The sequence below is a fragment of the Hydrogenophaga sp. SNF1 genome, from assembly GCF_034421675.1.
In the GTDB taxonomy this organism is placed as follows: domain Bacteria; phylum Pseudomonadota; class Gammaproteobacteria; order Burkholderiales; family Burkholderiaceae_C; genus Hydrogenophaga; species Hydrogenophaga borbori.
The window spans coordinates 1,593,365-1,613,873 of record NZ_CP139793.1; the positions used below are offsets into that span (position 1 = coordinate 1,593,365).

Here is a 20,509-nt window from a genome sequence, read left to right on the forward strand (position 1 = left end):
TGGCTTGTCTCGTTCGGTTCGGGGTTCAGAAGGGGCAGGGGCTGTGCAGTTCGAGCGTGTCGCCGCTGAGCGGGTGCGGCAGGGCGAGCCAGCCCGCGTGCAGCAGCAAGCGCTTGGACAGGGCGCGTTGTGCCCCGTCCGCGTAGAGCGGGTCGCCCGCGATGGGGTGGCCGATGGCCTGCAGGTGCACGCGCAGCTGGTGGGTTCGGCCGGTCACGGGCTCCAGTTCTAAACGCGTGACCAAGCCCGTGCGCGGGCCTGGGTCATCGCCGGCCAGTCGCCAGCGCGTCAGGCTGGGCTTGCCCATGCCATGGTGCACGATGCTGCGCGGCCGGTTGAGCCAGTCGATCATGAGCGGCAGGTCGATGGTCTGCCAGCCATTGCCGGGGTCGGGGTTGTCGAGCCGCCCGGCCACCACGGCGGTGTAGCGCTTGTGCACGCGGCGCTTCTCGAAGGCCAGGGACAGCGCGCGCTGCATGGCCAGGCCGCGCGCCATCACCACCAGGCCGGAGGTGGCCATGTCCAGGCGGTGCACGACCAGGGCGTCGCTCCAGCGCGCCTGGGCGCGCGCGCTCAGGCAGTCCTGCTTGTCCGGGCCGCGGCCCGGCACCGCCAGCAGGCCCGAGGGCTTGTCGAGCACGAGCAGGGCCTCGTCCTCGTGCACCACGCGCAAATCGTCGACAACGTCCATGGGGCGCGATTGTCCCCGCCGGCCGGGGGCGGCGGCGCGGCACAGGACAATACGCCCCATGCTGCTGCTCGCTCCCATGGAAGGCCTGCTCGACGCCACCCTGCGCGACGTGCTCACGCGCCTGGGCGGCGTGGACCGCTGCACCAGCGAGTTCATCCGGATCACCAACACCCTGCTGCCCGAGCGCGCCTTCATCCGCGTGGTGCCCGAGCTGCTCAACGGCGGGCGCACCGTGGCCGGCGTGCCCGTGCGCCCGCAGCTGCTGGGCTCCGACCCCACCCTCATGGCCGAGAACGCCGCGCGCCTGGCCACGCTGCAGCCGCCCGGCATCGACCTGAACTTCGGCTGCCCGGCCAAGACGGTGAACAACAGCCGGGGCGGCGCCGTGCTGCTCGACGAGCCCGAGCTGGTGGGCCGCATCGTGGCGGCGGTGCGGCGCGCGGTGCCGGCGCACATTCCCGTGTCGGCCAAGATGCGCCTGGGTTACCTGGACGATGCGCGCGCCGAGGACAACGCGCTGGCCATCACCGACGCGGGCGCGAGCGAGCTCGTGATCCACGCGCGCACCAAGGCCCAGGGCTACAAGCCGCCCGCGCACTGGGAGCGCATCGCGCAGGTGGCGCAGGCGCTGCCCGCGCGGCGGCCGGTGCTGATCGCCAACGGCGAGATCTGGTGCGTGGAGGACGCGCGGCGCTGCGCGGCCGTGACGGGCTGCGAGCACCTCATGATTGGCCGCGGTCAGATCACCGACCCGGGGCTGGCCTCGGCCATCCGCGGCGAGGGCGGGGTGCCCTGGTCTCGCGTGGTGCCGCTGCTGCCGCTGTTCTGGGCCCGCGTGAGCGCGCGCGTGGAGCGGCGCCACCGCGCGGGGCGGCTCAAGCAGTGGCTCAACTACCTGCGCCAGCGCCACCCCGAGGCGCAGGCCGCCTTCGACGAGCTGCGCCTACACCATGACCCGGAGGCGATCGAGGCCTGGATCGCACGGGCCCAGGCCGCCTGGGGATGCCGGGAAGCGGCCTCGGCAGAATCCGCGCAGCCGTGTTAACTTCCGGCCCCCGCTTCGCAAGAGTCTCTGCTTTATGTCCGCACTGCAACACCGGCTGGCCGCCCTGGGGCCCGAGCGACTTCGGGGCATGCGCCGCGGCATCGAGAAGGAGAGCCTGCGCTCCTTGCCCGATGGCAAGCTGGCGCTCACCCCCCACCCGGCGGCGCTGGGCAGCGCGCTGACGCACCCGCACATCACCACCGACTACAGCGAGTCGCAGCTCGAGCTCATCACGGGCGTGCACGCCAGCGTGGACAGCTGCCTGGCCGAGCTCACGGAAATCCACCAGTTCGTGCTGCGCGCGCTGCAGGCGCAGGGCGACGAGCGGCTGTGGGTGTCGAGCATGCCCTGCGGCCTGCCGCCCGACGAGACCATTCCCATCGGCCGCTACGGTTCGTCCAACGTGGGCCGCGCCAAGAGCGTCTACCGCATGGGCCTGGCCCACCGCTACGGCCGGCGCATGCAGACGATCTCGGGCATCCACTACAACTGGTCGCTGCCCGGCGTGGACAACGAGGGCTACTTCTCGCTCATCCGCAACTTCCGCCGCCACGCCTTCCTGCTGCTCACGCTGTTCGGCGCTTCGCCGGCGGTGTGTTCGAGTTTTGTCGAAGGCCGCCCCCACGAGCTGCAGAAGCTTGGCGCCAGCGGCACGCTGTACATGCCGCACGGCACCTCGCTGCGCATGGGCCGCCTGGGCTACCAGAGCGAGGCGCAGGGCACGCTGGCCGTGAGCTACAACGGTCTGGAGGGCTATGCGGCCTCGCTGCACGACGCGCTCACGCGGCCCTGGCCCGCGTACGAGACGGTGGGCATCCGCAACCCGGGGGGCGACTACAACCAGCTCGCCACCACGCTGCTGCAGATCGAGAACGAGTTCTACGGCACCATCCGCCCCAAGCGCGTGATCTTCCCGGGCGAGCGTCCGCTGCACGCGCTGCGCGAGCGGGGGGTGGAGTACATCGAGGTCCGGTTGATGGACCTCAACCCCTTCGAGCCCATCGGCATCGATGCGATGACCTTGCGCTTCCTCGACGTGTTCCTGCTGCACTGCCTGCTGAGCGACAGCCCCCCGGACACGCCCAGCGAGATCCGCGAGCTGGCGCAGAACCAGCACCTGACGGCCGCGCGCGGCCGCGAGCCCGGCCTGGAACTGCTGCGCCGCGGCACGCCCGTGAAGCTCGGCGACTGGGGCCTGGAGATCGTCGAGCAGCTGCAGCCCATCGCCGACGCACTGGACGAGCTGGACGGCACCGACGCGCACGCGCTGGCCGTGGCGCATGCGCGCAGCACGCTGCGCCAACCCGACCTGCTGCCCTCGGCGCGCGTGCTGCACGCCATGTCGGCGCACCACGACGACTCCTTCGTCGCCTTCGTGCGCGGCCAGTCGGCGCTGACGCACCGGCAGTTGCTGGGCCTGCCCTGGGGCGAGCCGCAGCAGTCGCGCTTCGAGGCGCTGGCCCAACGGTCGCTGGACGACCAGCGCGCCATCGAGGCGGCCGACACCCTGCCGTTCGAGGTGTACCGGCAGGAGTACGTGTCGGCGGAGCGGCTGGGGCGCCCGCGCACGGTGGCGGGGCAGGGCCAGGCGCTGGCGGCCTGAGCGCCCGTTCACATCATCTTCAGGCCTCGCCGCCGAACTTCTTGACCAGGTTGGCGATGTACTTGTCGACCAGCTTTTCGAATTCCGCCTCGACCACCGGCGCCACCACCATCTTCATGAGGCTGGGCAGCGGCACGTCCACCGTGCCCTCGATGGCCAATTCGATCGCGGTGGACTTCTTCTGGTCGCTGATCTTCCAGTGCCCGCCCACCTGGGCGTTGCCCACACCCTTGACGGGCACCCATTTCACGGTGCCCGTGCCCTTGGCGTCATTCCACTGACTGGTGTACTTGCTGGCGTACACGGTCTGGATGTTGACCTGGGCCGTGCCGACCTTCTCCATCTCCCATTGGTAGCTGCCGCCGCCGAGGTCGGTGAGCTTGTCGACCTTGGGGAAGTGGGCCACCGAGGCGGGCACGTCCGACAGCAGCTTGAACACATCGGCCGCCTTGGCCTTGACGGCGAATTCGTAGCCGAGGTCGATCTTGACGGTGATGGCCATGGGCGCCTTTCGCTGGGTGGGAAGAGGGACGGGGCATTCTAGGCAGGCCGCCCGGGGGCGGCCTACGGGCTTACACCAAGGCACAATGCGCGACCTTCCAGCCCCTTCGCGGCGCATCCGTTCGCCGCCCGTCTTCCCATGAGCGTCCAGTGGTTCCCCGGTCATATGCACCTCACGCGCCAGGCCATCGCCGAGCGCGTGAAGTCCATCGACGTGGTGATCGAGATGCTGGACGCGCGCCTGCCGGGCTCCAGCGCCAATCCCCTGTTGGGGGAACTCACCAAGAAGCGGCCCTCGCTCAAGGTGCTCAACAAGCAGGACCTGGCCGATCCCGAGCGCACCGCGCTCTGGCTGGCGCACTACAACGCCCAACCCGGCACCCGCGCCATCCCGCTCGACGCGGGCGTGGCGGCGCCCGCGCGCGCCCTGATCGCGGCTTGCCGCGAACTCGCGCCGAACCGCGGCGGCATGGTCAAGCCGCTGCGGGTGCTGATCTGCGGCATCCCCAACGTGGGCAAGAGCACGCTCATCAACACCCTGGTCGGCAAACGCTCGGCCAAGACCGGTGACGAGGCGGGGGTGACGCGCACCGAGCAGCGCCTGGTGCTGGCCGACGACTTCTACCTCTACGACACGCCGGGCATGCTGTGGCCGCGCATCATCGTCCCGCAAAGCGGCTTTCACCTGGCGGCCAGCGGGGCGGTGGGCCGCAACGCCTACGACGACCAGGAGGTGGCGCTGGAGCTGCTGGACAACCTCAAGCTCGCCTATCCCGCGCTGCTGCTCGCGCGCTACGGCTTCGGCCTCACGGCCGAGGCACTGGCCCAGGCGCCCGCGGAAGAACTGCTCGACGCCATCGGCCGCCAGCGCGGCGCGCTGGTGAGCGGTGGGCGCGTGGACGCGCAGAAGGCCGCCGAGCTGGTGATCGGCGACTTCCGCGCCACGCTGATGGGGCGCATCACGCTGGAGACGCCCGAGCAGTACCTGCAATGGCTGCGCGCGGGACAGGCGGCGGACGCGCAACGCCGCCAGGAGCGGCTGCAGGAGCGGCGGCCGCCGCGCGGGCCGCGGCGGCGCTGAACTGCCGCGGCCGCCGGGGCTTCATTGGTTGCAGGACAAGACCCACTGCCCGTTGCTGAAGATCACGCGGTCGTTGCCCCAGACGGAGAACTGGATCTTCTCGCTGGTCGCGGCTTCGAAGTCCCTGGTGGCACCCTGCTCCACCCAGGCATCGCTCCACACCGCCATCTCTGGCGTGTAGGCCCGGTGGTTTATCCACCGCAGGTAGTAGGGCTTGAACTGGTTGGGCCCGGCATTGCCAATGTTGCCGGGCTCCGAACCCATGGGGTAGAACAAGGGACCGTCGCTGTTCGTGAGCAGGGTGCCGCCCACGGTGTTGTTGGTGCCCTGGTTGGCGATGAACGAGGCCCTGGACGAGCGACCGCGCGAACCAGGCAGCGAAGCGAGGGACGAGGCGCATGTCAGAACCCCACGGCGTTGAAGGTGACCAGGGTGAGCGAGGCGTCGGCCATCACCACGATCACGGACACCGGGATGGCCGAACCGGCCCCCGGGTTGGGGAAGCGGCGGATGCCGATGTGCAGCGCCCCGTCCTGCACCCAGACGAGCGGTCGGCCGTCGCTGCCCTGGTTGCCCGTGGGCAGGCCGTTGAAGCTCAGCTGGGCCACGTTCGTGGCGGGGGAGGGCAGCTTGATGATCAGGTCGTCGGGTGTGGCCGTCACGGTGGAGCCGCCCAGGCCGGCCGTGTCGAGGCTGGCGAGCACGAAGGGCGTGGCGGTCAGGTCGACCTTGGCGAGCGCGCGCGAGGGCAGCTCGCGCGGGCGCTGGAAGACCTCGTCCAGGCGGCGCACGTCGCGTGCCGGGCGCGCGCCTGCGCCGGCCGCGCAGCGCGCCGGGTGGTTGCGGCCCAGCGGAACGTCCACGCCGACCACGAGGCTGGTGCGGGCCTTCATGCCCGAGGCGCCGCCGTCGCGCGCCAGCGCCACGTTCCACAGGCCGTGGCGCACACCAAGGGACAGGCGATCGCCCGCCACGCTGGTGTTGGCGTTGCCTTCGAACTGCCAGCAGCCCGGCAGGGAATGGGTGTAGCCCAGGCCCGCGGTGGTGCGGCGGTCCCTTTCGCCCGAGCCGTCCTGGAAGCGGTAGCGCAGGGTTTCGCGGCCCAGCGAGAGCTTGAGCTCGGCGTTGGCCCAGGGGCGCAAGCCCATGCCCACATTGAAGCCCTGCAGGCGGCCGGGCGCGATCTCGCGCGGGTCGACGAGGAAGCGGATGAGCGTGGGCGATTCCTCCACCATCACCGCGTCGGGCACGTCGGGCTTGCGCGCGCGGGCCATGTAGACGCTGCCGCTCAGCTGCGTGAGCCAGGAGCCTTCATCGAAGCGTTTGATCGCGCGCGCCAGTAACGAGGCCTGGTCGACCGACACGTCGGCGGGGCCGGAATAGAACGGGTAGGTGTCGGTGTCGCGCAGCCAGCCCAGCGACAGCCCGAGGTGCAGGTCCTGGCTGGGCGAGTACAGGCCGTTGAGCACGACCTCCTGGTGCTCGATGCTGGCAATGAAGTTGCCGCCCACGGCCCATTGGTCGTTGAGCAGGCGGGCGTAGTCGACGCCGGCGCGCAGGCCGCTGCCGCCCCCCCAGTCGCGCCCGATGCTGGCGTTGAGCCGGGTGTCGCGCGATTCGCTGCTGTACTGGGCGCCCGAGTCGTTGAGGCTCAGGCCGCCGGCCTGCACCGCCGGGTGGGCCTGGCTGGCCTGCCCCGGTCGCCGGTCGGGCATGACCGGGCTGCCGTCTGCCGGGGGCCGGGGCGCGTGGGGCGAAGCGCCGAACGGGGTGGCGGCCGGGAGGGGGGCTGCTGGGCCGGGATCGGTCTGGGCAAAACCGGGTGCGACGGCCAGCGGAGCCGCCAGGACGGCCATGGCCCACGGTGGAAGCAAGGGACGAGGCATGGATCGATCGATGAACAGTTGGTGGGGCCCGCACGAAAGCGGTAGCGGGTGTCCACCAAGTTTCAGCCGATCGATCTACTTTCTAGATACTCCCTTGGCACTAATTAATTAAGAATCTGTTGCGTCTGGCGGTCATGCCTGCACGTTCGCCGCCTGGCTGGTTTTTTTACTGCCCGCCCAGGCCGATGAAGCTGGCCAGCTGCCCGGTGGGCATGGCACCGGCCACGGTGCGGGCGCCATTGCCTTTCGGGTCGCGCGCCACGATGAAGGGCACCGATTCCGCACCCAGGCGCGTCAGCAGGGCCGTGTTGTGCTTGATGGCGGCTTCCAGTTCGGCAGGCACGCTGGCGGAAGCGGAAATGCCGCCCTGGCCGGTGCTCAGGCTTTTCTCGTGGCTTGCCATGGCCTCGGCCGGGTTGGCCGCGCCGAGAATGGCCGCCCCTTGGGGCAGGCTCTTGGCGTTGAGCAGGGCCACGGGCAGCCAGACGAAACGCGCCTGGCGCAGCAGGGGCTGAGACGACTCCCACAGCGCGGCACAGTGCGGGCACTGCGGGTCGAACAGCACGTAGACGGTCTGGGCGGCCATCATGGCGCCCACGGTGAATCCCTTGCCTTCGGCGGCGAGCACCTGCAGGGCCTGGCTGTGGTCGATGGGTGGGGCCGGCGGCGTGGCCTCGGGCTCGCGCGAGCAGGCGGACAACAAGCCCATGGCCGCGAAAGCGGCCATGGAGGAGAGGAGGGCGTGGCGGCGTTTCATGCCGCGATGGTAGTGCCGGATCAGTTGCTGAGGATGGCGTGGGCGATCAGGCCGGTGGCGGCGGCGATCAGCAGGAACTCGCCATTGACCTGCACCCAGTGGTGGCCGCGCGGCGGCTGGTACAGGCGCGGGTTGTGCTGCACCACGATGTAGCGGCCGCCGCGGTATTCGCGGGGCAGGTACTGGCCGCGCTGCCAGCGCGGGCCGGGGCCGTAGTAGTAGTGGTTGCGGTTCACGATGCGCACGTCGCGCGGACCGTGGCCGAAGCGCGGGCCTCGGTCGAAACGCGGACCGCGGTCGTGGACATGCCGATCGACGTGGCGCTCGGCGCGCGGGCCGTCATGGCGCGAGAAGCCGCGGTGGTCGTCGCGGGCCAGGGCGGCGGTGCTCATGGCGAGCGTGGCGGTGGCGACGGCGATGGAGATCAGCGAACGGGCTTTCATCTCGGTCTCCTTTCGGGAGGTGTTGTTGAGCCTTCATCGTGCCCAGGCCGTGTATCGCGCCGGTAAACCGGTTGCGGCGCCCCCGCAAAGATTGTGTGGGTTCAAGGCAGCACGTCGTGCCCCGACGGCGGCCCCGCGTGCTGCGCGTGCAGCTTGGCCGCGATGTACTCGCCGTGCGTGACGTGCAGCAGCCCCGCGACCTTGCGGATGACCGCGTTCTCGTGCACGTCCAGGTGGGCGTCGGCGTAGGCCACGGCCCACATGGCTTCCACCATGGCCACCTTCTGCGCGTGCGTGAAGCGCTCGTTGAGCAGGCGGGTGAAACGCTGGTAGTCGTAGGCGGTGCGGGCGGTCTCGTGGGCCAGCTCGATCAGGCGCTGCAACTCGTCGTCGCTGAGCTCGAACTGACGGCGCAGGGCGCGCAGCACGGCGCCGTACTCGCCTTCGTGCACCTCGGGCGCGGCGCGCATCACCTCGACCAGCAGCACGGCGGTGGACAGCTGCAGGGTGTGCCCGTCGGGCGGCGTGTCCGTCGGGGCGGCGAGCTCGCCGGCGAGCCGCTCGATCAGGTCTTTGACGGTCTTGAACATGACATCTCCATGGCCAGGGATGGAGCGGGGCGACCGGCGGAGGTTCCGCGGCCCGGCGCGTCGCGCAGGCGACACGGCACGGTACGCCCGGCTCAGGGAAAACGCCAGACCCCCCTGGTGCGCGTACCACGGCGGGCCTATAACCGCCGCTCGGAACAGCACCCGGCCCCCAGAGCCGCTGCGCGGCTCACCCAGGAGACACGCCATGAACCGACTTCGCGCGCGTTCGACCCGTTGGATTCCTTTGCTGGCCCTGTGGCCGGTGCTGGCCCTGGCCGACGGCGTGGCCGTGCGCTACGACGCCACCACGGCCCCCTTTCCCAGCAACCGCTGGACGGTGCCTGACTTCGGCAACGCCACGCTGCGCCGGGTGAACCTGCCCAAGCCCGACTGCGCCGCGCGGCCCAGCGACTGCGCCGACATCGACGTCATCAACACGCTGGACGGCTTTTCCACCCAGCCGCGTTTCACGGTGCCGTTCACGGGCGACATCGACCCGACGTCGGTGGGCAGCGACAGCATCTACCTGGTCAACCTGGGCGACGTGCTCACCCTGCGCGGCTTTGGCCAGAAGGTGGGCATCAACCGCGTGGTGTGGGACCCGCCGAGCAAGACCCTGGCGTTCGAATCCGACGAGCTGCTGCAGGAGCGCTCGCGCTACCTGCTGGTGATCACCAATGGCGTGCGCGACGCCAGCGGCAAGAAGCTCAAGCCGGCCAGCTTCCTGGACGGGCGCGACCCGCAGCAGCGCGAGCTGCGCGACGCGCTGCCGATGGCGCGCGGCGGCGGCCGCAACGTGGTGGCGGCCTCGCTGTTCACCACGCAGTCGGCCACCGGCGACCTGCTCAAGATCCAGCGGCGCATCAAGGCCAGCACGCCCGCGCCCATGAATTTCATGGTGGGCAACGGCGGCAGCGTGCGCGCGCTGTTCCCGGTGGCGGGGCTGCAGGGCATCCAGTTCAACCGCCAGACCGGCACGGCACCGGCGTTCACGCCCAGCTTCCTGCCCACGCCCGCCCTGCAGGTGGTGCCGGGCGCGGTGGGCCAAGTGGCCTACGGCCGCTTCGACTCGCCCTCGTACCAGAACGCCGCCAAGGTGATCCCCGCGACCGACACGCTGACCGGCGCGCCGCGCCTGCTGGGCAGCGAGACGCTGACGGCCCAGTTCTTCCTGCCCGCGGGACCCAAGCCGGCCCTGGGCTGGCCGGTGGCGATCTTCGGTCACGGCTTCACCGACAGCATGTACGGCGCGCCCTGGACGGTGGCCTCGGTGCTGGCCTCGCAGGGCATTGCCACGGTGTCGATCAACGTGGTGGGCCACGGCGGCGGCGCGCTGGGCACGCTCAACGCGCTGCCCACCGCGGGCGCGCCGGTGCAGATCCCCGCTGGCGGGCGCGGCATCGACCAGGACGGCAACGGCAGCATCGACAGCACCGAGGGCGTGAACGCCGCCGCGCCGCAGACCATCGTCAGCAGCCGCGACGGCTTGCGCCAGACGGTGGTCGACCTGATGCAGCTGGTGCGCCAGATCGAGGTCGGCGTCGACGCCGACGGCGATGGCGCGCCGGATCTCGACCCCGGCCGCATCTACTACGCGGGGCAGTCCTTCGGCGGCATCTACGGCACCATCCTGCTGGGCGTGGAGCGCAACATCAAGGCCGGCGTGCCCAACGTGCCGGGCGGCTCCATCACCGAGATCGCGCGCCTGAGCCCCGCCTTTCGCATCCTCACCGGCCTGAGCCTGGCCACGCGCCAGCCGGTGCTGCTGAACCTGCCGCCCACGCCCGAGCGGCCGGTGCCGCTGAACTTCGACGAGAACATCCCGCTGCGCGACCAGCCGCCGCTGATCAACACCGTGCCGGGCGCCATGGCCATTGCCGAGCTGCTGGACCGCAACCAATGGGTGCAGCAGTCGGGCAACCCGGTGTCCTACGCCGAGCTGATCCGCCGCGACCCGCCGGCGGGCCACGCGGCCAAGCCGGTGATCCTGCAATTCGCCAAGGGCGACCAGACCGTGCCCAACCCCACCACCAGCGCCATCGTGCGCGCGGGCGGGCTCAAAGACCGCGTCACCTACTACCGCAACGACCTGGCCTTCGCCGGCAACCCAGGCGTCCCGAAGAACCCGCACACCTTCCTCACCAACATCGGCGTCGCGGCGGCCGCGCCGCTGGCGGTGGCGGCGCAGACGCAGATCGCCGTCTTCTTCGCCAGCCATGGCGCGACGGTCATCGACCCCGACGCCGGCGGGCCGCTGTTCGAGGTGCCTATCCAGGGCGATCTGCCCGAGGGGCTGAACTTCATCCCCTGAACCGGCCGCGCCCGGGGCGGCGGTACAGTCGCTGCCCCATGCCCCACGCCGTCTCCCGCCTGCGCGCCACGCGCCTGGCCGCCAGTTCCAAGCCCTTCGTCGCGCGCGGCTCCGCGCCCGGGCGCTGCGAGCGCTGCCGGCTCTTGGCCCCTTACTGCATCTGCGACCTGCGCCCGCGCGTGGACACCCGCGCCGGCGTCTGCCTGCTCATGGGCGATATCGAGGCGCTCAAGCCCAGCAACACCGGCTGGCTGATCGCCGACCTGGTGGCACACACCTGGGCCTTCGCCTGGTCGCGCACGGTCATCGATCCCGCGCTCATCGCCCTGCTGAACGACCCTCAGTGGCAGCCCTGCGTGGTGTTCCCCGGCGAATTCGTGGACCCGGCGCGCGTGATCGCGGCGCCGCCGCCGGCCGGGCCCGCCACGGCCGGCGCGCCCGCGCGGCGCCCGCTGTTCGTGCTGCTCGACGGCACCTGGTCCGAGGCGCGCAAGATGTTCAACAAGAGCCGCTACCTCGACCCCTTCCCGGTGCTGAGCCTGCACCCCGACCACCCCTCGAACTACCGCCTGCGCCGCGCCGCGCGCGCCGACCACTTCTGCACCGCCGAGGTGGCGGCCCTGTGCCTGGCCCTGGCGGGCGAGGCGCGCGCGGCCGAGGCCCTGGCCGCCTGGCTGGACGTGTTCAGCGAGCACTACCTCAAAGGCAAGCAGAACCGGCCGGTGGACCGGGACGGGCCGGCGCACCAGCGGCTCAGGGCGCTGGCCCCGGGCGCGGCCGGCTAGCCGCAGCGCACCAGCGCGTGGCCGCCGGGCGCAGCCACGCCGTCGAGCCGTTCCAGCACCTCGGCGGGCGGGCCCGGGTCCTTCGATCCGGCTTCGGCGCCCGCGCGCAGGCGGACCACGTCGCCCGCCCGCAGCCGCAGCGCCTCGGGGGCGGTGGCCACCCAGACCGGGGCGTACCAGTCGCCGCCGTCCAACACCTTGAGCTGGCAGCCCAGGCGCAGCACGCGGCCGGCGGCCAGGTCGCTGTCGCGCAGGGCGTCCAGGCGGCGCAGGCCGGCCTGGGCGAAGTCGAAGGCCCAGGCCGGCGCCGGCCCGCGCAGCTTCACGCGCCACTGGCCGGGTGGCGCGTCCGGCGCCAGGCAGGGCGCACCGGGCCGGGGGGCCAGGGCGGAGGCCGTGGCCTCGCCTTGAGCGCTGGCGCTGCCCGCATAGACGCCGTGCCAGCGCGGTGCTGTGCCGCCGCCCACGGCCGGCCAGGCCGCGCGCAAGCCGCGCACGTCCACCGCGCTGCCGCTGGCCAGGCGCAGGCCGGCCGGGGCGAGCACCGTCACCGTGAGCCAGCGCATGCCCAAGGCCTGCGCGGCGTCGGGCAGTCCGCACTCGCCTTCGAACAGCCGGCCTTGCTCGAGCTCGCGCCGGGTCACGCCGGCGCGCAGGGCCGCGTACAGCTCGGGGTGGCCGTCGCGGACGTCGTGGCGGTCCTTCACCACGTCCAGCACCTGGGCGCGGGTCAGGCCGCCGGCACGGGGCGCGGTCTCGCAGCCGGCGAGGGCGGCGCAGGCCGCCAGCAGGGCGGCGGCGCGCGCGGCCGGCGCGGCGAGGGGGTGGGCGGGCGGTCTCATGTCCGGTGGCGCATCCATCGGTGGCGTTCCAGGAAGGGGCGGTAGCGCTGCGCCACGGTCAGCGGCGCCTCCATCATGGGCAAGTGTCCCAAACGGTCCAGCACCTGGATGTCCGCGTCGGGACGTTGCCAGCGCAGCGTGCGCGCGCCCGACACGTGGAACACGCGGTCGCGCCGCCCCCACAGCACCAGCAGCGGCGCCGGCACCCGCGCGAGGCGCCGCTCCAGCAGGTAGCGGTCGGCCAGGTGTTCCTGCCACAGGCGAAGGTTCGAGGGGGCGCGGCGGATCGCGTCCTCGCGCGCCGCGCGCAGGATGGGCCAGGGCAGCCAGGGCCGCTGCCCGAACAGGCGTTCCAGCAGCGCGTCGAACGCCGCCGCGTCGTGCGCGATCAGCGGGGCCTGCCCGGCGTCGATCAGCCGGTCGGTCTCGCTGGGGCGCGGCGAGCGCAGGCCGTGCGGCGCGCCGATGAACGCCAGCGAGGCGACGCGGCCGGGGTATTCCCCGGCCAGCAGGGCCCCCAGCGTGCCGCCCATGGAGTTGCCGGCCACGTGCGCGCGCTGCACGCCGATGGCGTCCAGGAAGGCGCGCAGCCGCTCCACCTGCTCGGCGTAGCCGTAGCGCTGGTCCTCGTGCCGCTCGCTGGCGCCGAAGCCGGGCAGGTCGGGCACGACCACGCGGTGGTGCGGGGTCAGCCGGCGCGCCAGGTCCACCCAATGGTCCTTCTCGGCGAAGATGCCATGCAGCAGCAGCACGGGCTCGCCACGGCCGCCCTCCAGATAATGCAGGCCGTGCCCCGCCACCCGGACCTCGCGCGCCGCAAGGCCCGCGAGCCGGCGGTTCAGATTCACCAGAGGAGACTTGAGCACATGCGACAGCCCGCTCTTCGCGGTGTGGACGACGCCGGCCTGCGCGGCCAGGTTCAGCGCCCAGTGGTGGGCGGTGCGGATCGACAACTCGTTCTCCTGTGGTGCGGTGGGATGAAGCCGCCACGGTACGGGCGGGCGGCGCGCCTGTCTTGGAGGTTTGGGCTGTGTTGAGCGGCAACGCGCTCACCCTGTGCGCCGACAAGGCGCTCTACCTGGGCGAGATTCCCGCCACCGGCTGGCACCGCCACGCCGCGCCGGTGCTGCTGCTGGGGCTGTCGGGGCGGTTTCGCCTGCTGCTGCCGAAGGGGCGCGAGGAAAGCTGCCACAGCGCCTTGATCGACGCCGGCGTGGAGCATGTGTTCGATCCGCGGGGCGAGCGCGTGGCGCTGATGTACCTGGAGCCCGACGCGCCCGAGGTGCGCCGCCTGCGGCCGGTGTTCGCGTCCCAGGGGCCGGTGATCGGCGAGCCGGTGCCGCGCGCGCGCAGCCGCTGGCACACCGAGCAGCGCCTGCACAGCTTCGACCTGCCCACGCTGCTGGGGCCGGGCGGCCTGCCGCCCCTGGCCAGCGTGGACCCCCGCGTGCTGAGCAGCCTGCGGCGCCTGCGCGAAGCGGGCGAGGGCGTGCCCGACCGCGAGGCGCTGGCGCGCGCGGCGCACCTGTCGGCCTCGCGCTTCAACCACCTGTTCAGCGAGGAGCTGGGCGTGAGCTTTCGCAGCTACCGCATCTGGACGCAGGTGCGCCGCGCCATGGCCGCCTACCGGCCCGACGGCAGCCTGACCGAGGCCGCGCTGGACGGCGCGTTCGCCGATTCGGCCCACTTCAGCCGCATGTTCCGCCACACCTTCGGCATGACCCCCTCCAGCGTGCTGCGGCCGCTGCGCGCGGTGAACGTGCTGGACTGAAGCGGCGGGCCTCAGGGCACGAAGCGGTAGCCGATGCCCGTTTCGGTGAGCAGGTGCCGGGGCATGGCCGGGTGCTGCTCGATCTTCTTGCGCAGGTTGGCCATGTGCACGCGCACGTAGTGGGTGTCCTCACGGTGGCCGGGGCCCCAGACGGCCTGCAGCAGCTGGGCGTGCGTGACCACGCGTTCGGGCTGGCTGGCCAGGTGGGTGAGCAGCTTGTATTCGATCGGCGTGAGGCGCAGCGGCTCGCCCGCGCGCTGCACCTGGTGGCGCGCCAGGTCGATCTCCACCTCGCCGAAGCGCAGCACCGATTCGCCGGCCGGCGTCTGCGCCCGGTGGCGGCGCAGCTGCGCACGCACGCGCGCCATCAGCTCGCCCGAACCGAAGGGCTTGACGAGGTAGTCGTCGGCGCCCGCGTCCAGCGCCTCGATCTTGCTGGCCTCTGCGCTGCGCGCCGAAAGCACGATCACCGGCACCGCCGACCACTGGCGCAGGTCGCGGATCAGGTCCACGCCGTCGCCGTCGGGCAGCCCCAGGTCCAGCACCACCAGGTCGGGGCGTCGCGTGCCGGCCTCGATCAGGCCGCGCTGCAGCGTGGCGGCCTCGTGCACCTCATGGCCCTCGGCCTGCAGCGTGAGCCGCACGAAGCGGCGGATGTCGTTCTCGTCCTCGACGATCAGGATCTGCGGGGCGTGGGTGCTCATGGTGAAACCTTGGCGCGGCGCGCTGCGGTGCGGGCGCCTTCGGGCGGCCGGGCGTTGCTCATGCAGGCGGATTGTCGGCCGGCGGCGGCGCGCCGCGCGGCAGCGTGATCTCGATGCGCGCGCCTTCCACGCGGCCTTCGCGGGTGCGGTTGCGGCCCTCGATGCGCCCGCCGTGCGCCTCCACGATGGCGCGGCCGATGGCCAGGCCCAGGCCGACGCCGGGCGTGGCGCTTTCGCGCGCGCCGCGCTCGAACTTCTCGAACACGCGCGCCTCCTGCCCGCGCGGCAGGCCGGGGCCGTGGTCGTCCACGCACAGGCGCACCGCCTCGGCGTCGGCCTCGGCCCACAGGCGGATGGCCGAGCCGGGCGGCGTGTACTTGGCGGCGTTCTCCAGCAGGTTCACCAGCACCCGCTCCATCAGCACGGCGTCGAACTGCAGCAGCGGCAGGTCGGCCGGCAGGTCGACCTGGATCGCGCGGCCGTGCAGCGCGTCGCCGCAGGCGGCCAGGGCGCTGCCCACCACCTCTTCCAGCGGTTGCCAGGCGCGTTGCAGCGGCACGGCGCCGGCCTGCAGGCGCGCCATGTCCAGCAGGTTGTTCACCAGCGCGGCCATGCGCCGCGCCGACTGGGCCATGGCCTCGGCCAGCTCGGCCTGCGCGGGCGACAGCGACGGCGGCGTCAGGCGCAGCGCCTCGCCCAGGCCCACCAGCGAGGCCAGCGGCGTGCGCAGGTCGTGCGAGATGGCGGCGAGCAGCGAGTTGCGCAGCCGCTCCGATTCGATCTGCACCGTGCTGTGCTGCGCCACCTCGATGTAGTGGATGCGCTCCAGCGAGATGGCCAGCAGCGAGGCGCAGGCCGCCAGCGCCCGCCGCTGTTCGGTGTCCAGGGCGCGCGCGCCGCCGGGGTCGAGCACCAGCGCGCCGCGCACGCGCATGGGCGCTTTCAGCGGCACCACCAGCGTGGCGCTGGCGGGCAGGGTGTCGGTGCCGCGGCCGGCGGGCTCGCCGCGCTCGAAAGCCCACTGCGCCACCGCCATGTCGACCGGCGCCTGCCCGCCGGGCAAGGGCTGCAGCCGGTCGTTCAGGTCGGCCGCGAGCAAGGTGCTGGGCATGCCGAATTCGGCCCGCACGAAGCGCGCGCCGATGTCGGCCACCTGTTCGGGCAGCAGCGCGGCGGACAGGTCGCGCGACATGTCGTGCAACGCGCGCACGCGCCGCTCGCGCCGGGTGGCGGCGTCGGCCTGCTGGCGCAGCACGGCAGTGAGCTGGCCGATGGCCAGCGCCACCACCAGCATCACGCCGAAGGTGACGAGGTACTGCACGTCGCTCACGGCGAGCGTGAAGCGCGGCGGCACGAAGTAGAAGTCGAACAGCGCCACGCCCAGGAAGGCCGCCAGCACCGCCGGCCCGCGGCCGTAGCGCAGCGCGATGGCCACCACGATGAGCAGGAAGATCATCACGATGTTGCTGAGCTCCAGCAACGGGATCAGCGGCGTGGCCAGCACGGCGGTGAGCGCGCAGGCCACGCCCGCGGCGAGGTAGCCGGGCCAGCGCGGGCCGCTCGGCGGTTCGGCCGCGGGGGCGGCGCCCTCGCGTTGGCGCGCGCCGGGCGGCTCGGCCACCTGCAGCAGCTCCAGGTCGCCGGCCACCGCCGCGATGCGCTCGGCCAGCGGGCGCGACCAGGGCCGGCGCCGGCGCGCGCGGCCCAGCACCAGCCGGCTGAGGTTGTGCTCGCGCGCGTGGCGCACCAGCGCGCCCGCGGGGTCGCGGTCGCTGAAGCTGCTCACGCTCGCGCCCAGCGACTCGGCCAGGTCCAGCGCCTTCTGCGTGGCGGCGCTGGGCTCGCGCGAGAGCGCCTGCACGTGCACCGCGTGCCAGGGCAGGTCCAGCTGCGCGGCCATGCGCGCGGCGCAGCGCACCACCTTGTCGGCGGCCGGGCCCGGGCCCACGCAGGCCAGCAGCGATTCGCGGTTGGGCCACACCGGGCGCACCGCGCCGGCCTGGCGGAAGGCGCGCACCTCGTCGTCCACGCGGTCGGCGGTGCGGCGCAGGGCCAGCTCGCGCAGGGCCAGCAGGTTGCCCTTGCGGAAGAAGTGGGCGGCGGCGCGCTCGGCGCGCTGGTCGTCGCCACCGCCTTCCCGGGTCGGCAGGTACACCTTGCCGCTGTGCAGGCGCTCCAGCAGCTCGTCGGGCGGCAGGTCGACGACGACGACCTCGTCGGCCTCGTCGAACAGGCGGTCGGGCACGGTCTCCCACACGCGCACGCCGGTGATGCCGCTGACCACGTCGTTCAGGCTGTCGAGGTGCTGCACGTTCATCGTGGTCCACACGTCGGTGCCGGTGGCCAGCAGCTCCTCGGCGTCCTGCCAGCGCTTGGGGTGGCGCGAGCCGGGCGCATTGCTGTGCGCGAACTCGTCGAGCAGCACCAGGCCGCCGGGGTGCCGGGCGCCGAAGGCCAGCGCGGCGTCGAGGTCGAACTCGCGCAGCGTGTGGCCCTTGTGCGCCACCTCGCGCAGGGGCAGGCGCGGCAGGCCCTGGGTGAGGGCCTGGGTCTCGGGCCGGCCGTGGGTTTCCACCACGCCGATGGTCACCGGCGTGCCCTCGGCCTGGGCAGCGCGCGCGGCCGACAGCATGGCGTAGGTCTTGCCCACGCCGGCCGAGGCGCCGAAGAAGATCTTCAGGCGCCCCCGCCGCGCCCGGTCTTCGCCGGCCCGCACCTGCGCGAGCAGGATGTCGGGGTCGGGTCGCAGCGGTGCGTCGTTCATCGGGACCGCATCATCGCACCGGCGCCGCGGCGGCTTCGAGCGCCAGGTTGAGCTCGAGCACGTTCACGCGCGGCTCGCCCAGGCCGGGGATCAGCGGGCGCTGCGCCTGGCGTTCCACCAGCGCCGCCACGGCGCTCGGCGCCAGGCCACGGGCGCGGGCCACGCGGGGCGCCTGGTACAGCGCGGCCGCCAGGCTGATGTGCGGGTCCAGCCCGCTGCCCGAGGCCGTGACCAGGTCCACCGGCACGGGCGCGGTGTTGTCGGGATCGGCCGCGCGCAGCGCCGCGATGCGCTCGCGCACGGCGTCGTTCAGCGGCTCGCTCGTGGGCCCCAGGTTGGAGCCGCCCGAGGCCGCGGCGTTGTACGGCGCGGGCGCGGTGGCCGAGGGCCGGCCCCAGAAGTAGCGCGGCTCGGTGAAGGCCTGGCCGATGAGGGCCGAGCCCACGGGGCGGCCGCCGCGCTCGATCAGGCTGCCGTTGGCCTGGCGCGGGAACAGCGCCTGGGCCGCGCCCGTGACCAGCAGCGGGTAGAGCAGGCCGGTGACGCCGCTGAGCAGCAGAAACAGCAGCACGGCGGCGCGCAGGGTGGTGCCCAGGCCTTCGCCGGCCGGGGCCTTGTCGGTGGAGGGGGATTCGGTGTTCATTGGGAACTCCTGTGGGATCAGGCCAGGCCCAGGCCGGCGATCAGCAGGTCGATGGCCTTGATGCCGATGAAGGGAACCACCACGCCGCCCAGGCCGTAGACCGCCAGGTTGCGCCGCAGCAGCGAGGCCGCGCCCACGGCGCGGTAGGGCACGCCTTTGAGCGCCACCGGGATCAGCGCCACGATGACCAGGGCGTTGAACACCACCGCCGAGACGATGGCCGAGGTCGGGCTGGCCAGTTGCATCACGTTGAGCGCCTGCAGCTGCGGGTAGGTGGTGACGAAGGCGGCCGGCACGATGGCGAAGTACTTGGCCACGTCGTTGGCGATGCTGAAGGTGGTCAGCGCGCCGCGTGTCATCAGCAGGCGCTTGCCGGTCTCCACGATCTCGATCAGCTTGGTGGGGTTGCTGTCGAGGTCCACCATGTTGCCGGCCTCCTTGGCGGCCTGGGTGCCGGTGTTCATGGCCACGGCCACGTCGGCCTGGGCCAGCGCGGGCGCATCGTTGGTGCCGTCACCGGTCATGGCCACCAGGCGCCCACGCGCCTGGTGCTCGCGGATGAGCGCGAGCTTGGCCTCGGGCGTGGCCTCGGCAAGGAAGTCGTCCACGCCGGCCTCGGCCGCGATGGCCGCCGCCGTGAGGCGGTTGTCGCCGGTGACCATCACGGTCTGGATGCCCATGCGGCGCAGCTCGGCGAAGCGCTCCTTGAGGCCGCCCTTGACGATGTCCTTGAGCTCCACCACGCCGAGGGCGCGCGCGCCCTCGGCCACCACCAGGGGCGTGCTGCCGCGCCGCGCCACGTCGTCCACCAGGGCCTGCACCGGGGCGGACCAGGCGCCGCCGAGCGATTCCACGTGCCGGCGGATGGCGTCGGCCGCGCCCTTGCGGATCTGGCGGCCGTCGGCCAGGTCCACGCCGCTCATGCGCGTCTGCGCGCTGAATGACACGAAGTGGGCGCCCATCGATTGCAGCTCGCGTTCGCGCAGCCCGTGCCGCTGCTTGGCCAGCACCGCGATGCTGCGGCCCTCGGGCGTTTCGTCGGCCAGCGAGGCGAGCTGCGCGGCGTCGGCCAGCGCGCCTTCGCTCGCGCCCGGCGCGGGCAGGAAGGCCGCGGCCTGCCGGTTGCCCAGCGTGATGGTGCCGGTCTTGTCGAGCAGCAGCACGTCCACGTCGCCCGCGGCTTCCACCGCGCGGCCCGAGGTGGCGATCACATTGGCCTGCATGAGCCGGCTCATGCCCGCCACGCCGATGGCCGAGAGCAGGCCCGCGATGGTGGTGGGGATCAGGCAGACCAGCAGGGCCACCAGCACCACCAGGCCGACCGGCTGGCCGGCGCCGCCCGAGGCCTGCGCGCTGAAAGTGGAGAACGGCAGCAGCGTCACCACCACGCCCAGGAAGACCAGGGTCAGCGCCACCAGCAGGATCGTCAGCGCGATCTCGTTCGGCGTGCGCTGGCGCCGCGCGTTCTCCACCATGGCGATCATGCGGTCGACGAAGGTCTCGCCGGGGTTGGTGCTCACGCGCACCACCACCGCGTCGGACAGCACGCGCGTGCCGCCGGTGACGGCCGAGAAGTCGCCGCCCGACTCGCGGATCACCGGCGCCGATTCGCCGGTGATGGCGCTCTCGTCCACCGAGGCCACGCCGTCGATCACCTCGCCGTCGGCGGGCACGGTGTCGCCGGCCTCGATCAGCACCACGTCGCCCTTGCGCAGCGAGTCGGCCTCGATCGGCAGCCAGCGCATGGCACTTCGCGGCGTGCCGGCCTTGAAAGCGCCGTCGAGTTTCTTCGCCCAGGTCTTGCGCTTGAGCCCGCGCAGGCTCGCGGCTTGCGCCTGGCTGCGGCCTTCGGCCAGCGCTTCGGCGAAGTTGGCGAACAGCACCGTGAACCACAGCCACAGCGCCACGGCCAGCGTGAAGCCCTCGGGCCGCGCGAACCACAGGGCGGTGGTGAAGGCGCTGCCCACGTAGACCACGAACATCACGGGGTTGCGGATCTGCGCGCGCGGGTCGAGCTTGCGCAGCGCGCCGATCAGGGCCGGCCGCCACAGGGCCGGATCGAACAGGGTCAATGTCTTGCGTGTCATGGCGG

At 72.6% G+C, this 20,509-nt stretch carries 19 protein-coding genes; 6 read left to right on the forward strand and 13 right to left on the reverse strand.

Annotated features, from left to right (window positions below; all coding sequences use genetic code 11):
- Positions 1 to 25: 25 nt before the first annotated feature.
- Positions 26 to 691, reverse strand: coding sequence for an RluA family pseudouridine synthase (locus SOM08_RS07720; RefSeq protein ID WP_116960553.1), 666 nt, complete (start codon positions 689 to 691; stop codon positions 26 to 28).
- A 58-nt stretch (positions 692 to 749) separates the two neighbouring features.
- Between SOM08_RS07720 and SOM08_RS07725 the strand changes: the two genes are divergently transcribed.
- Together SOM08_RS07725 and gshA are read left to right on the forward strand one after the other, a co-directional pair.
- Complete coding sequence (locus tag SOM08_RS07725) at positions 750 to 1,736, forward strand: tRNA dihydrouridine synthase (protein ID WP_116960552.1); 987 nt, start codon at positions 750 to 752, stop codon at positions 1,734 to 1,736.
- Between the two features lie 34 nt (positions 1,737 to 1,770).
- A complete protein-coding gene (gene gshA, locus SOM08_RS07730) occupies positions 1,771 to 3,339 on the forward strand; it encodes a glutamate--cysteine ligase (RefSeq protein WP_116960551.1) in 1,569 nt (522 codons plus the stop codon).
- A gap of 19 nt (positions 3,340 to 3,358) precedes the next feature.
- On the opposite strand, the gene SOM08_RS07735 is transcribed toward gshA, so the two are convergent.
- Positions 3,359 to 3,841, reverse strand: a complete 483-nt coding sequence (locus SOM08_RS07735) for an SRPBCC family protein (RefSeq protein WP_116960550.1) — start codon at positions 3,839 to 3,841, stop codon at positions 3,359 to 3,361.
- Positions 3,842 to 3,979: 138 nt separating this feature from the next.
- On the opposite strand from SOM08_RS07735, the gene ylqF reads away from it, so the two are divergent.
- Positions 3,980 to 4,921 (forward strand): ribosome biogenesis GTPase YlqF, encoded by a 942-nt coding sequence (gene ylqF / locus SOM08_RS07740; protein ID WP_322470443.1) that lies wholly within the window; start codon positions 3,980 to 3,982, stop codon positions 4,919 to 4,921.
- Positions 4,922 to 4,942: 21 nt separating this feature from the next.
- On the opposite strand, the gene SOM08_RS07745 is transcribed toward ylqF, so the two are convergent.
- From SOM08_RS07745 to SOM08_RS07765, 5 genes are all read right to left on the reverse strand, one after another.
- The gene (locus tag SOM08_RS07745) at positions 4,943 to 5,233 is read right to left on the reverse strand and encodes a hypothetical protein (RefSeq protein ID WP_322470444.1); all 291 of its coding nucleotides are present in this window, start codon (positions 5,231 to 5,233) and stop codon (positions 4,943 to 4,945) included.
- An 89-nt stretch (positions 5,234 to 5,322) separates the two neighbouring features.
- Positions 5,323 to 6,636, reverse strand: coding sequence for a hypothetical protein (locus tag SOM08_RS07750; protein WP_322470445.1), 1,314 nt, complete (start codon positions 6,634 to 6,636; stop codon positions 5,323 to 5,325).
- Positions 6,637 to 6,973: 337 nt separating this feature from the next.
- On the reverse strand, positions 6,974 to 7,564 hold the full coding sequence (locus SOM08_RS07755; protein WP_116960546.1) for a thioredoxin fold domain-containing protein: 591 nt from the start codon (positions 7,562 to 7,564) through the stop codon (positions 6,974 to 6,976).
- A 20-nt stretch (positions 7,565 to 7,584) separates the two neighbouring features.
- Positions 7,585 to 8,007, reverse strand: coding sequence for an RcnB family protein (locus SOM08_RS07760; RefSeq protein WP_116960545.1), 423 nt, complete (start codon positions 8,005 to 8,007; stop codon positions 7,585 to 7,587).
- A 101-nt stretch (positions 8,008 to 8,108) separates the two neighbouring features.
- Complete coding sequence (locus SOM08_RS07765) at positions 8,109 to 8,597, reverse strand: TerB family tellurite resistance protein (RefSeq protein WP_116960544.1); 489 nt, start codon at positions 8,595 to 8,597, stop codon at positions 8,109 to 8,111.
- 205 nt (positions 8,598 to 8,802) lie between these two features.
- Between SOM08_RS07765 and SOM08_RS07770 the strand changes: the two genes are divergently transcribed.
- Positions 8,803 to 10,908: an Ig-like domain-containing protein gene (locus SOM08_RS07770; protein ID WP_322470446.1), complete on the forward strand. Its 2,106-nt coding sequence runs from the start codon at positions 8,803 to 8,805 to the stop codon at positions 10,906 to 10,908.
- 38 nt (positions 10,909 to 10,946) lie between these two features.
- On the forward strand, positions 10,947 to 11,693 hold the full coding sequence (locus SOM08_RS07775) for a tRNA-uridine aminocarboxypropyltransferase (RefSeq protein ID WP_116960542.1): 747 nt from the start codon (positions 10,947 to 10,949) through the stop codon (positions 11,691 to 11,693).
- Here SOM08_RS07775 and SOM08_RS07780 read toward each other — a convergent pair.
- Positions 11,690 to 12,535: a hypothetical protein gene (locus tag SOM08_RS07780; protein WP_147326272.1), complete on the reverse strand. Its 846-nt coding sequence runs from the start codon at positions 12,533 to 12,535 to the stop codon at positions 11,690 to 11,692. The genes SOM08_RS07775 and SOM08_RS07780 overlap by 4 nt on opposite strands.
- On the reverse strand, positions 12,532 to 13,488 hold the full coding sequence (locus SOM08_RS07785) for an alpha/beta fold hydrolase (RefSeq protein WP_116960540.1): 957 nt from the start codon (positions 13,486 to 13,488) through the stop codon (positions 12,532 to 12,534). The genes SOM08_RS07780 and SOM08_RS07785 overlap by 4 nt, the downstream gene beginning before the upstream one ends.
- Before the next feature lie 77 nt (positions 13,489 to 13,565).
- On the opposite strand from SOM08_RS07785, the gene SOM08_RS07790 reads away from it, so the two are divergent.
- A complete protein-coding gene (locus tag SOM08_RS07790) occupies positions 13,566 to 14,306 on the forward strand; it encodes an AraC family transcriptional regulator (protein WP_116960539.1) in 741 nt (246 codons plus the stop codon).
- A gap of 11 nt (positions 14,307 to 14,317) precedes the next feature.
- On the opposite strand, the gene kdpE is transcribed toward SOM08_RS07790, so the two are convergent.
- Genes kdpE through kdpB form a run of 4 tightly spaced genes read right to left on the reverse strand, consistent with a single transcriptional unit; the run spans position 14,318 to position 20,504 of the window.
- Positions 14,318 to 15,010 carry a two-component system response regulator KdpE gene (kdpE, locus tag SOM08_RS07795; protein ID WP_070400546.1) on the reverse strand — a complete coding sequence of 231 codons (693 nt, stop codon included), beginning with the start codon at positions 15,008 to 15,010 and terminating at the stop codon, positions 14,318 to 14,320.
- Positions 15,011 to 15,068: 58 nt separating this feature from the next.
- A complete protein-coding gene (locus tag SOM08_RS07800; RefSeq protein WP_116960538.1) occupies positions 15,069 to 17,774 on the reverse strand; it encodes a DUF4118 domain-containing protein in 2,706 nt (901 codons plus the stop codon).
- A gap of 10 nt (positions 17,775 to 17,784) precedes the next feature.
- Positions 17,785 to 18,417, reverse strand: a complete 633-nt coding sequence (kdpC, locus tag SOM08_RS07805) for a potassium-transporting ATPase subunit KdpC (RefSeq protein WP_116960537.1) — start codon at positions 18,415 to 18,417, stop codon at positions 17,785 to 17,787.
- A 17-nt stretch (positions 18,418 to 18,434) separates the two neighbouring features.
- On the reverse strand, positions 18,435 to 20,504 hold the full coding sequence (gene kdpB, locus SOM08_RS07810; RefSeq protein WP_322470447.1) for a potassium-transporting ATPase subunit KdpB: 2,070 nt from the start codon (positions 20,502 to 20,504) through the stop codon (positions 18,435 to 18,437).
- Positions 20,505 to 20,509 lie beyond the last annotated feature (5 nt).